This is a genomic window from Cupriavidus sp. 96C5-1, from assembly GCF_057798855.1.
This window is the reverse complement of sequence record NZ_JBYOJU010000007.1, coordinates 37,742-49,387: the sequence shown is the minus strand read 5'-3', so window position 1 is coordinate 49,387 and position 11,646 is coordinate 37,742. Positions and strand designations below refer to the sequence as shown.

The following is an 11,646-nucleotide window of genomic DNA, read 5'->3' as shown; positions in this document are numbered from 1 at the left end:
TGGCCGCTAACGCCATCGCCGTTGCCATGGCCGGCACGATCCAGGGCTTCCCATGTCCGCTCTCCAGCTCGTCGTCGATTCGCTGCCAGTGCTGCTGCAGGGCATGCTGCTTACCATCAAGTTCGCCTTGCTGTCGATGGCCTTCGGGCTGGCGATCGGCATCGTGGTCGCGCTGATGGGCATCAGCCACCGGCGCGTGCCGCAGGCGGTCGCGCGGGTGTACGTCAGCGTCATGCGGGGCACGCCGCTGCTGGTGCAGATCTTCGTGGTGTACTACGGCCTGCCGGGCATCGGCATCGCGCTGGAGCCCACGCCGGCGGGTGTGCTGACACTAAGCCTGAACGTGGGGGCGTACCTGTCCGAGAGCATGCGCGGCGCCATCCTCGGCATCCCGCGCGGGCAGTGGCTGGCGGCTTATAGCCTGGGCCTGACGCAACGCCAGACCTTGCGCTTCGTGGTGGGGCCGCAGGCGCTGCGGCTGGCGGTGCCCAGTTTGTCGAACAGCCTGATCAGCCTGATCAAGGATACTTCGCTGGTGTCGGTGATTACGGTGACGGAGTTGCTGCGCACGGCGCAGGAGGTGATTGCGGCGACTTACCAGCCGTTGCCGCTCTATCTTGCCGTGGCGGGGATTTACTGGGTGCTGAGTACGGTTTTGGCGCAGGTGCAGCGGGTGTTGGAGCGGAGGTTGTCGTTGCCGGGGCGGCATTGAGAGGGCTTTGAATGATGCGATGGGTTTGCTGGCGTTATTTCTGGGTTTTGTAGGGGGCTGATGATGGTCTGCAGGGTGGTGTCAGGGTCTTGGGATTGGGTGGGTTTCCAGACAAGTCTGCAGGGCCTGAAGGCGGAGTGGCGGCGGGCTCTTGGGCTTGGGTGGGTTGAGACAGGTCTGCAGGGCCTAAAGGCGGAGTGGCGTCAGGCTCTTGGGCACATGGAGGTGTCACTTTTCTTTACTCGTAAAGAAAAGTAACCAAAAGAAAGCGACCCCTTGCAGGGGGGCTGGCTTGTCGGGCTTGGTTGCTTTGCGGATTCGTGGTGGGCGCGTCAGTTCTGCCTGACTGCTGGCGCTACCGGCGCGAACCGCATCACCACTGCGGACGGCATTGGTTTTATTGTAGTGCCCCTGATGGCAATGGCCCGTGGTGGTTCGCGCTTCTGCCGTTACCCGGATGGCCACTGCCTCCCGATCCTTGCTGGTTTCGTCGTGGGCTCGGTGGCCCGGTTTGCGGGTGCGCTCAGGGGGGGCGGAGCGAATTCCCCGGCTTTGGACTTGCCCCAAAAACAAGAAAGCCAGCCTCGTCGGCTGGCTTTCCTGCATGGCTGCTGCATTGCCTGGGATCAGTCTCCGGCGATGCGTTGCGCGATATGCGCCAGCGCTTCTTCCACCTGGTCCACCAGGATCAGGCACAGGTCGTCTGGCTGCAGATGCGACAGTGCGGTATCGATGGCGAGGAATTCCCCGCGGATCTCTTCTACCGCGCTGGCGCGGGTCGCGCCTTCCAGGCCTTCGCGCAGCAAGGCCAGCACTTCGCCGTCTTCGCGCCCGCGCTGGCACTGGTCCTGGTACAGGATCACTTCGTCGAACACGCCGCCGAGGATTTCGGTCTGGCGGCGGATGTCGACGTCGCGGCGGTCGCCGGCGCCGCTGATGACCACGGAGCGGCGCTTGGCCGGCATGCCTTCGATGGCGTTGCACAGCGCCTGGATTGCGTCCGGGTTGTGGCCGTAGTCGGCGATCACGGTCGCGCCCTTGTAGTCGAACACATTGAAGCGTCCGGGGGCCGTTGCCGCATCGTTGACGAAGGTGGCCAGGCCGCGGCGGATCACTTCCCAGTCGATGCCCAGTGCCCATGCCGCGGCGACGGCGGACATGGCGTTCTCGACCTGGAAGCCAATGGTGCCGCCGCGCGTCAGCGGGATGGCCGACAGCGCGATGCGCACCTGGTTCTCGCCCTCGGCGGCCACGATATGGCCATCTTCGACATAGACCACGCGCTTGCCCTGGGCGCAGTGCGTGGCCATCACCGGGTTGTTGAGGTCGGCCGCGAAGAAGGTCACGGCGCCGGGGCAGGCGTCGGCCATGCGCACTACCATGGGGTCGGCGGCATTGAGCACGGCCATGCCGTGCGGCGCCACGTTCTGCACGATGACGCTCTTGAGCACGGCGAGATCTTCCACCGTGCTGATGTAGGACAGGCCCAGGTGATCGCCTTCGCCCACATTGGTCACCACCGCCACGTCGCAGCGGTCGAAGGCCAGGCCTTCGCGCAGCAGGCCGCCGCGCGCGGTCTCGAATACGGCGGCGTCGACGTCGGGGTGCATCAGCACATTGCGCGCGCTGCGCGGGCCGCTGCAGTCGCCGGTGTCGATGCGTTCCCCCATGATGTAGACGCCGTCGGTGCCGGTCATGCCCATGCGCAGGCCGCTGGAGGCGAGCAGGTGGGTGATCAGCCGGACCGTGGTGGTCTTGCCATTGGTGCCGGAGACCGCCACCACCGGGATGCGGCCATCGTCGCCGTCGCCGAACATGGTGGAGATGATGGCCTCGCCCACCGCGCGGCCCTTGCCGTAGGAGGGCTGCAGGTGCATGCGCAGCCCCGGCGCTGCATTGACTTCGACGATGCCGCCGGCCTGTTCCTCGAACGGCTTGAGCACGGTTTCGCAGACCGCGTCGACGCCGCAGATGTCGAGACCGACCATTTGCGCGGCGGCCACGGCGCGTGCGGCCATTTCGGGATGCACGTCGTCGGTGACGTCGGTCGCGCTGCCGCCGGTGGACAGGTTGGCGTTGTTCCGCAGCACCACGCGGGTGCCCTTGGGCGGTACCGAATCCGCCGTCAGGTTCTGCTTGGCCAGCGTGGCCAGCGCGATATCGTCGAAGCGGATCTTGGTGAGCGAGGTGGCATGGCCTTCGCCGCGGCGCGGGTCGCGATTGACCTCTTCGACCAGTTCGCGCACGGTGTGCTTGCCGTCGCCGGTGACCTGGGGCGGGTCGCGGCGGGCCGCGGCCACCAGGTGCTTGCCGACCACCAGCAGGCGGAAGTCGTGGCCGGGGATGTAGCGTTCGACGATGACGTCGGAGCTGATCTCGGCGGCGACCTCATAGGCGGCGATCACTTCCTCGCGGGTGCGGATGCGCACTGCCACGCCCTTGCCCTGGTTGCCGTCGCGCGGCTTGACCACGACCGGCGCATCGATTTCCTGAGCTGCAGCCCAGGCTTGCTCGGCGTCAGACACCGAGCGTCCCATCGGCACCGGCACGCCGGCGGCGTGCAGCAGCGTCTTGGTGAGTTCCTTGTCCTGCGCGATGGATTCCGAGACCGCGCTGGTCAGATCGGTTTCGGCAGCCTGGATGCGGCGTTGCTTGCTGCCCCAGCCGAACTGCACCATGCTGCCCTGTGTCAGGCGACGGTACGGAATGCCGCGCGCCACGCCTGCATAGACGATCGAGCCGGTGCTCGGCCCCAGGCGCACGTCTTCATCGAGTTCGCGCAGGCGATGCAGCGCATCGGCCAGGTCGAAGGGAACATCGTCGCGCGCGGCGCGGCACAGCGTGGCAGCCAGTTCCAGCGCGAGCCTGCCGACTTCTTCCTCGCTGTACTGCACCACCACCTGGTAGGTGCCGGGCTCGACGGTGGGTGCGGTGCGGCTGAAGCTGACCGGGCAGCCGGCTTCGGCCTGCAGGCGCATCGCGGCGCATTCGAGTGCGTGTGCCAGCGACACCACGCCTTCGTTGTCGTCGGGCCGCAGCGGGCCGACTTCGGGGAAGCGTGCGCGCAGGCGTTCCTCGAAGCCGGGCAGCTGGGCCAGGGTGTGGGCCTCGTCGGAGCACGATACGATGGCTTCGATGGCGGTGTGGCGGCACCACAGGTTGGGGCCGCGCAGGGCGCGGATACGTGAGACTTCCATGAAATCGGTTTCCTTCCGGATCAGGCGCGGCGGCCCGGTTGGCCCATCCACTGGTGCACCTGGTCGATCGTCGGCAGGGTCGTGGCTTCGTCGCATTGCAGGACCAGCAGGTCGCCGGCCACCACTTGCGCGAGGGCAGCCTCGATGGCCTGGCGGCGCGTGCCTTCGTCGATGATCTTGGTCACGCGGCGGCCTTCGTAAAGGCCCTGCTTGAGCAGCGCGCGCGCCTCGGCATCAGGCAAGGCACGTTCGACCGAACGGTCCTCGCACAGGAAGACGCGGTCGAAGGCGGCGCCCAGCACCTTGCCCTGCTTGACCATGTCTTCGTCGCGGCGCTGCGCGCCGGCGCCGTACACCACCACGCGCCGCTCGCTGGGGAAGCGGTCCAGCGATGCCACCAGCGCTTCCAGCGCGGGGGCATTGTGGGCGTCGTCGATTACCACGGTGGCGCCGTTGCGCTCGAACAGCGTGAAGCGGCCCGGCACATCCACCTGGCCCACGTCGAAGGTCACCACGCCGGCACGGATGAGGTCGTTGGAGATGCCCAGCGCCCAGCCGGTGGCGACAGCCGCCAGCACGTTCTCGACCTGGAAGGCCACGCGGCCGGCATAGGTAAGGGGGATCGCGGCCACGTCGGCCAGCGGCGTCTCGCGGCTGCCGGTGGCGAGCACCACCTTGCCGTCGCGCAGGTAGACCGCGCGGCGGCCGGCGGCGCGATGCGCGGCAATGGCGGGCAGGTCCGCCGACAAGCCGAAGAAGATCACGTCGCCGTCGCACAGCTCGGCCATCTCGACCACCAGCGGGTCGCGCGCGTTGAGCACCGCGACGCCGCCGTCCAGTACCACGTCGACTTGCGTACGCAGCACGTTGTACATCTTCTCGACTTCCTCGACGTAGTACTGGCCGAGATGGTCGGGCACGTCGATATTGGTCACCACGCCGACCTGGCAGCGGTCGTAGGCGAGGCCTTCGGAGAGGATGGCGCCGCTATCGTTCTCGAACACGGCGGCATCGACCGCGCGGTTCATCAGGATGCGGTGAGCCGCGTCCCAGTTGGCGCGGTCGCCGCCCTGCACCCGGCGGCGGTCCAGGTAGAGGCCGTCGCTGCAAGCCAGGCCGGTATGCTTGCCGGACAGTTGCAGCAGGCGCGCCACCAGCTTGGCCACCACGGTCTTGCCGTTGGTGCCGGTGATGCCCACCACCGGGATGCGGCCGTTGTCGTCGCCTTCGCCCGCGGGGAACAGGTGATCGACGATGGCGCGGCCCACCGGGCGGGCTTCGCCGTTGGAGGGCTTCAGGTGCATCAGCAGGCCGGGGCCGGCATTGACCTCGACGAGGGCGCCGCGCTGCTCGGCGAGCGGGCGCGAGATGTCCTGCGCCACCAGGTCGACCCCGGCGATGTCCAGGCCCACCACGCGGGCGGCCAGCGAAGCGTGCGCGGCCACGCTGGGATGCACGCGGTCGGTCACGTCGAAGGCGACATTGCCGTTGCGCTGTATCAGCACATGCTTGCCTTCGGGCGGCACGGAAAGCGCGTCGAGGCCCTGGCGCTTGAGTTCGAGGCGCGCGGCCGAATCCAGCCGCACTTTGTTGAGCGGGTGGTCTTCGGTGCTGCCGCGGCGCGGGTCGGAATTGATCTGCGACTCGATCAGTTCCTCGATGGTCGACTTGCCGTCGCCGCTCACGCTGGCGGTCTCGCCCATGGCGGCGGCCACCAGGCGGCCGCCCACTACCAGCAGGCGGTGTTCGTTGCCCAGCACGAAGCGTTCGACGATGACGCCGCTGCCTTCGTCGATGGCCACGCCATAGGCGGTCTCGACTTCCTCGCGGGTGGTCAGGTTGGTGAATACGCCACGGCCATGGTTGCCGTCGTAGGGCTTGACGACCACCGGCAGGCCGATGTCCTCGGCGGCGTCCCAGGCGTCGGCGGCGCTTTCGACCATCCGGCCTTCGGGTACGGGCACGCCGCAGGATTCCAGCAGGCTCTTGGTCAGGTCCTTGTCGCGCGAGATGCTCTCGGCGATGGCGGCGGTGCGGTCGGTCTCGGCGGTCCAGATGCGGCGCTGGCGGCTGCCATAGCCAAGCTGCACCAGGTTGCCCTCCGACAGGCGCAGCGCGGGGATGCCGCGGTCGTCGGCGGCGTCGACGATGCAGGCGGTGCTTGGACCCAGGCAGTGCTTGTCCACCAGGCGGCGCAGATGCTCCACCGTCTCCTGGACGTCGTAGGGGCGGTCCTCGATGGCGGCCATCACCAGGTCGCGGGCGGCGAACAGGGCGGCGCGAGTGACGTCCTCGTGCCAGGCCCGCACGATCACCTTGTAGACGCCGCGGATCGGTGTCTCCCGTGCCTTGCCGAAACCGCCAGGCATGCCGGCCAGGTTCTGCAGCTCAAGCGTAACGTGTTCCAGGATATGGCCCGGCCAGGTGCCTTCCTTGAGCCGCTGCAGGAAGCCGCCGCGCTCACCGATGCTGCAGCGATGCTCGATCAGCGAGGGCAGCCATGCCGACAGGCGCTCGTAGAACCCCGGAATCTTGTTGGAGGGAAAATCCTCCAGTTCCCCGATATCGACCCACGCCTCCAGCACAGGCCGATATGTCCACATATTCGGGCCGCGCAGCGACATGACATCGAAAATCTCAATGTCCTTCTTTTTCATTGATTTAGCTTGAGGCAGTGGGCGAGTGCCCGAGAAATAGAAGCCTAACCTTTCAGTAACGTTACTACGGTCAGCCGGTTGACTTTCTTGATCAAAAAGCGATTGTGCAGTGCATCAGGGACGCCCGTGTGTTTGGCCTTATGTATACTGCGGGCAAATTGGCGGGCCGCCATGGCGCGCCCGCACTAAATTGTTTCAAGTTATGTCCATACCAAGGGACGCAGCATGCATTGCCAACGATGACCCAACCTTCCTTGCCCGTGATTGACAGCAACGCCACGAACGAGCCGTGGCGTAATGAACTCGGCACCCGCCTGCTTCCTGGCGAGGCCGTTCTGGCCTGGCTGGGAGTGGACCTCGACGCGAAGCTGCATTTTACCCAAGGCTGGGTACTTGTGACGGATCGTCGCTTGCTGGCGCGCATGCCCGGACAAAACGACTGGCAGCAATGGGCGATCCAGCCCGGATTATCGCTGCTTCACGCCGATCACGCGGGGGTCGGCACGCTCGAACTGCAAGAGAGTGGGCGATTGCTGTCCAGCTGGCGCTACACGCTGGGCCACAATCCGGCCGCGCTGCGCCTGATCGACCAGTTCCATGCCCAGCGCAACCTGTCGGGTTCGGGGCGGGGCGGGCTGGCCGGCGACGAGGCCGAAGCGGTCTGCCCGACCTGCAAGGCGCCGCTGCCCCCGGACGACGACCAGTGCCCGCAATGCAGCCGCGACCTGGAGACCCCGCCTTCGACCTGGGCGCTGCTGCGCCTGTGGCGCTTTGCCAGGCCGTATCGCTTCCAACTGCTCGCGGGCTTCTTGCTGACGTTGCTGTCCACCGCCGCCACCCTGGTGCCGCCGTACCTGACCATGCCGCTGATGGACAAGGTGCTGATCCCCTATCAGAACGGTATGCCGATCGACTACGGCCGGGTCAAGCTGTACCTGGCCGGGCTGCTGGGCGCCGCGCTGGTGGCCTGGAGCCTGGGCTGGGCACGTACCTACCTGCTGGCGCGGGTGTCGGAGCGCATCGGCGCCGACCTGCGCACCACCACCTACGAGCACCTGCTGCGGCTATCGCTGGAGTACTTCGGCGGCAAGCGCACCGGCGACCTGATGGCCCGCATCGGCTCGGAAAGCGACCGCATCTGCGTGTTTCTGTCGCTACATTTGCTGGATTTCGCCACCGACGTGCTGATGATCGTCATGACGGCCGGCATCCTGATTTCCATCAATCCGTGGCTGGCGCTGGTGACGCTGGTGCCGCTGCCGTTCATTGCATGGATGATCCACCTAGTGCGCGACCGCCTGCGCCATGGCTTCGAGAAGATCGACCGGATCTGGTCGGAAATCACCAACGTGCTGGCGGATACCATTCCCGGCATCCGGGTGGTCAAGGCCTTCGCCCAGGAAAAGCGCGAGGTCGAGCGCTTCCGCGAGGCCAATCGGCACAACCTGGCGATCAACGACCGCGTCAATGCCGTGTGGTCCCTGTTCACGCCGACCGTCACGCTGCTGACCGAGATTGGCTTGCTGGTGGTGTGGATCTTCGGTATCTGGCAGGTCTCGCAAAACGCGATCACGGTTGGCGTGCTGGTGGCCTTCCTGACCTACATCAGCCGTTTCTACACGCGGCTGGATTCGATGAGCCGCATTGTCTCCGTGACGCAGAAGGCCGCCGCCGGCGCCAAGCGCATCTTCGATATCCTGGACCACGTATCGAGCGTGCCGGAGCCGGTGCGCCCGACCCACCTGGAGCGCGTCGAGGGTGCCATCGAACTGCGCGACCTCGGTTTCCGTTACGGCAACCGCGCCGTGATCCGCGGGCTCAACCTGTCGATCGCGCCGGGCGAGATGATCGGCCTGGTGGGCCACAGCGGCTCGGGCAAGAGCACGCTGGTCAACCTGATCTGCCGCTTCTACGACGTCTCCGAAGGCGCGATCCGCCTCGATGGCGTCGATATCCGCTCGCTGCCGGTCTCGGAATTCCGCAGCCATATCGGGCTGGTGCTGCAGGAGCCCTTCCTGTTCTTCGGCACGATCGCCGAGAACATCGCCTACGGCAAGCCCGGCGCCACGCGCGAGGACATCGTCGCCGCCGCGCGCGCCGCCCACGCGCACGAATTCATCCTGCGCCTGCCCCATGGCTACGATTCGCTGGTGGGCGAGCGCGGCCAGGCCCTTTCCGGCGGCGAGCGCCAGCGTATCTCGATCGCCCGCGCGCTGCTGATCAACCCGCGCATCCTGATCATGGACGAAGCCACGTCCTCCGTCGACACGGCCACCGAGAAGGAAATCCAGAAGGCGCTCGACAACCTGGTGCAGGGCCGCACCACCATCGCCATTGCGCACCGGCTGTCCACGCTGCGCAAGGCGGATCGCCTGGTGGTGATGGACCGCGGGCAGATCGTCGAGGTGGGCGGGCATGAAGAACTGCTGGCGCGCGAAGGCCACTACTACAAGCTCTACCAGGCGCAGGCCCGCAACGTCGACACCGATGCCGACGAAGATATCGACGCCGCCGAAGCGGTCAACGTGCCATCAGTGCCATCAGTGCAATAAGGAAGGCGGCCCCTATGCAGCAAGCAGCCAATTTCAAGCTTCACCGCAATGCCCTCGGGCGGCTCGTGATGACCACCGCGGACGGCCTCGTCCACGAGGGCGTGGTGCCCGTACGCGCGTTCCCTATCGCAGCGCCCGACGATGGTATCGGCATGATCAGCGCCGATGGCCGTGAACTGGCCTGGCTGCCGCGGCTGGACCAGCTGCCCGCAGCCTTGCGCGAGGCCATCGAAGCCGAACTCGCCAGCCGCGAGTTCATGCCGGAGATCCGGCGCATCCGCTCGGTATCGACCTTCGCCACCCCCAGTACCTGGGAGGTGGAGACCGATCGCGGCATCACTTCCCTGGTGCTGCGCGGAGAGGAAGACATCCGCCGCCTGGCCGGTTCCACGCTGCTGATCTCGGACAGCCACGGCATTCACTACCTGGTGCGCAACCTGCCGGGCCTCGACAAGGCCAGCCGCAAGCTGCTCGACCGCTTTCTTTGAGTCGCCGCGCCTGCTCCGGGCACGGCGGGCCGCACATCACCTGCCGGTGAAGAGCATGCCCACCTGCCGGTCCGGGCGCATGGCGAACAGGTAAAGCTGGCCGGGGGTGGGCAGGCTGTGCGTGGTGGTCGGGTCATAATAAGCAATGCCGCTCATCACGGTGTACGTGTAGAGGCAAGGCGCGCCGCCGGTCGTGATGGTCACGTCATAGACCTTGCCCTGGCGGCGTGGCGTGGCGGTGCCTGTAAAGCCGCAGCCCGTTCCCGCGTCGGTCGTGATCTTGCCGGTGGCATCGATGTGCACCACCACCCCGTTCGACCGCAGCGCACTGGTGTCGAGCGTCACCGCGTTGCCCGCGTAATCGCCCTTCAGGCCGCTGGCGCTGGCGATGTAGTTGTAGTCGGTGCTGTAGTTGCTGCTGAGCGGCACGGTCTTGCCGTTGCGGTAGGTCAGCCAGCCGGACATCGAGGTGCTCGGCACATAGGACACATTGAGGTCTGCCGCGGCCAGGCTGTAGCCCGCGCCTTCAAGATTGAAGTCCTTGCCGTTGCTGTTGGTGGTGAGCTTGCCGCTGCCGGAACTGTAGTTGCCGGTGACCACGCCGGCCGGTGCGTCCGGCGTGCCGGGGGACGAGTAGAAGACGTAGTAGACGTTCTCGTCGAGGACCAGCACGTTGAGCCGCTCGTTGGCGGGCGTACTGCCGATATAGAAGCCGGTGCCCAGCGCATTGGTGGCTGGCGCGGCCGGCACGGCAGGGTCCGGGGTAACGGGCGTCGTCGGCGCGGTGGGCGTCGTCGTGGTAGTGGCGGGCGGGTTCCGTACCACGCTGAGCCCGCCGTCGTTCTCTCCCGATCCACCGCACCCCGCCACGGCAAGTGCGATGCTTGCTGCTCCAATGAGTCTCTTCATCTGTCCGTTTCCGTCAGCCTGGGCGCTCCGGGCGCCACCATTCAATTGCAGGAAAAATGACGGACTGTAACAGATGATTACAAATTATTGGCTGGTCACATGAGCATGACGCCACTTCTCCGGGGCTGGGTGTATCGAGGGGGCCTATTGCCAGCGGGAATAAGTGGGGGTGCATTGCGACTGCGGCTTTCTTGGGCAGTCCACGCAGATGGTTCCTTGGCGCTTCCGGCAAAAAAGACGCCCGCACAGGAGTTGGCGGGCGCTTGAGGGCAACGCCGGAGGGGGAGGGTGAGCCCCCGACCGGCAAGGCCGCCACGAAGGGGCCTGACGTAATGATGCCGGCCCTTTTCAATTATGTGAATCAGACAGCTCCTAATTTGGCCATGGCAATCCAAATTTGGCGGCGCATTCGCACTCGCGCCTTCCGGACGGGGCCATCGCATCGTAGTTGACAGGACATCCGTTGTGCATATAATGCGACGGACTAATCCGTTTATTAGACGCCATGGCCAGAACGAAGGACGAACAGCTGCACGCGCAGCGCCGGGACGGGATCCTCCAGGCAGCGGCACGCACCTTCAAGACAAAAGGGTTTCACTCCGCCCGAACCGAGGACATCTGCGTCGAGGCGGGACTGAGCGCCGGCACCGTGTTCCGGCACTTTGCCAGCAAGCACGAAATGATCATGGAGATCGTTGCCCGCGAGTTCGCGCGCTACCAGGGCGAGATTCGGCAGCTGGCCAGCAGGGAAGGGCTGGAATGGCTGAGCCAGGTGGATGCGGCCGGCCTGGCGGCGACCCTGGCGCCGTCCGGGTACAACCTTGGCGCGGACAGCTGGCTGGAATTGCAGCGCGATCCGGAATGGCGCCAGAAGGTGCTGGCCTTTGATCGCGGTTTGCGCGAGACGCTCGTCGCGGAACTGGAACTCGGGCAGCGTGAAGGCTGGGTGCGTGCCGCGCTGGATCCCGTCGGTGCGGCCAATCTCATCCTGGCCATGTTCTCGGGCCTCGACTTCGACCGCGACACGGGAGTCGACATCGATATGCCGGCTACCGCCCGGGCGCTGGCTGACTTCTGCCGGACCTTCATCTTCGCCTGATTCGACGCAATCAACGCCCGCGGGCACCGGAT

General features: G+C 66.2%; 8 protein-coding genes. 4 read left to right on the top strand and 4 right to left on the bottom strand.

The genetic code is table 11. The annotated features are described in order from the left end of the window. The first annotated feature begins 52 nt into the window (after positions 1 to 52). The gene (locus AC3FOF_RS11005) at positions 53 to 712 is read left to right on the top strand and encodes an amino acid ABC transporter permease (protein ID WP_017230323.1); all 660 of its coding nucleotides are present in this window, start codon (positions 53 to 55) and stop codon (positions 710 to 712) included. A 228-nt stretch (positions 713 to 940) separates the two neighbouring features. Here the strand turns inward: AC3FOF_RS11005 and AC3FOF_RS11000 are convergent, their stop codons facing one another. From AC3FOF_RS11000 to cphA (AC3FOF_RS10990), 3 genes are read right to left on the bottom strand one after another with little or no spacing between them, the layout of a single operon-like run. Continuing rightward, complete coding sequence (locus AC3FOF_RS11000) at positions 941 to 1,318, bottom strand: hypothetical protein (protein WP_488726605.1); 378 nt, start codon at positions 1,316 to 1,318, stop codon at positions 941 to 943. Positions 1,319 to 1,338: 20 nt separating this feature from the next. Beyond that, positions 1,339 to 3,909 (bottom strand): cyanophycin synthetase, encoded by a 2,571-nt coding sequence (cphA, locus tag AC3FOF_RS10995; protein ID WP_035816849.1) that lies wholly within the window; start codon positions 3,907 to 3,909, stop codon positions 1,339 to 1,341. 20 nt (positions 3,910 to 3,929) lie between these two features. Beyond that, on the bottom strand, positions 3,930 to 6,566 hold the full coding sequence (gene cphA / locus AC3FOF_RS10990; protein WP_276267685.1) for a cyanophycin synthetase: 2,637 nt from the start codon (positions 6,564 to 6,566) through the stop codon (positions 3,930 to 3,932). A gap of 239 nt (positions 6,567 to 6,805) precedes the next feature. Here cphA (AC3FOF_RS10990) and AC3FOF_RS10985 point away from each other — a divergent pair, with 239 nt between their 5' ends. Both AC3FOF_RS10985 and AC3FOF_RS10980 read left to right on the top strand, forming a co-directional pair. After that, entirely contained in the window at positions 6,806 to 9,118 is a 2,313-nt protein-coding gene (locus AC3FOF_RS10985; RefSeq protein ID WP_488726604.1) for a cyanophycin metabolism-associated ABC transporter, read from the top strand. 14 nt (positions 9,119 to 9,132) lie between these two features. Beyond that, a complete protein-coding gene (locus tag AC3FOF_RS10980) occupies positions 9,133 to 9,606 on the top strand; it encodes a cyanophycin metabolism-associated DUF1854 family protein (protein ID WP_017230319.1) in 474 nt (157 codons plus the stop codon). A gap of 36 nt (positions 9,607 to 9,642) precedes the next feature. On the opposite strand, the gene AC3FOF_RS10975 is transcribed toward AC3FOF_RS10980, so the two are convergent. Then, positions 9,643 to 10,515, bottom strand: coding sequence for a hypothetical protein (locus tag AC3FOF_RS10975; RefSeq protein ID WP_488726603.1), 873 nt, complete (start codon positions 10,513 to 10,515; stop codon positions 9,643 to 9,645). Between the two features lie 505 nt (positions 10,516 to 11,020). Between AC3FOF_RS10975 and AC3FOF_RS10970 the strand changes: the two genes are divergently transcribed. After that, positions 11,021 to 11,614: a TetR/AcrR family transcriptional regulator gene (locus tag AC3FOF_RS10970; RefSeq protein ID WP_017230317.1), complete on the top strand. Its 594-nt coding sequence runs from the start codon at positions 11,021 to 11,023 to the stop codon at positions 11,612 to 11,614. Positions 11,615 to 11,646: the final 32 nt, after the last annotated feature.

Excerpts from the sequence above, each read along its gene's own strand:
- AC3FOF_RS11000 (WP_488726605.1), bottom strand. The coding sequence starts at position 1,318 with ATGCAGGAAAGCCAGCCGACGAGGCTGGCTTTCTTGTTTTTGGGGCAA.
- AC3FOF_RS10970 (WP_017230317.1), top strand. The coding sequence starts at position 11,021 with ATGGCCAGAACGAAGGACGAACAGCTGCACGCGCAGCGCCGGGACGGG.
- cphA (WP_035816849.1), bottom strand. The coding sequence starts at position 3,909 with ATGGAAGTCTCACGTATCCGCGCCCTGCGCGGCCCCAACCTGTGGTGC.
- AC3FOF_RS10975 (WP_488726603.1), bottom strand. The coding sequence starts at position 10,515 with ATGAAGAGACTCATTGGAGCAGCAAGCATCGCACTTGCCGTGGCGGGG.
- AC3FOF_RS10980 (WP_017230319.1), top strand. The coding sequence starts at position 9,133 with ATGCAGCAAGCAGCCAATTTCAAGCTTCACCGCAATGCCCTCGGGCGG.
- cphA (WP_276267685.1), bottom strand. The coding sequence starts at position 6,566 with ATGAAAAAGAAGGACATTGAGATTTTCGATGTCATGTCGCTGCGCGGC.
- AC3FOF_RS11005 (WP_017230323.1), top strand. The coding sequence starts at position 53 with ATGTCCGCTCTCCAGCTCGTCGTCGATTCGCTGCCAGTGCTGCTGCAG.
- AC3FOF_RS10985 (WP_488726604.1), top strand. The coding sequence starts at position 6,806 with ATGACCCAACCTTCCTTGCCCGTGATTGACAGCAACGCCACGAACGAG.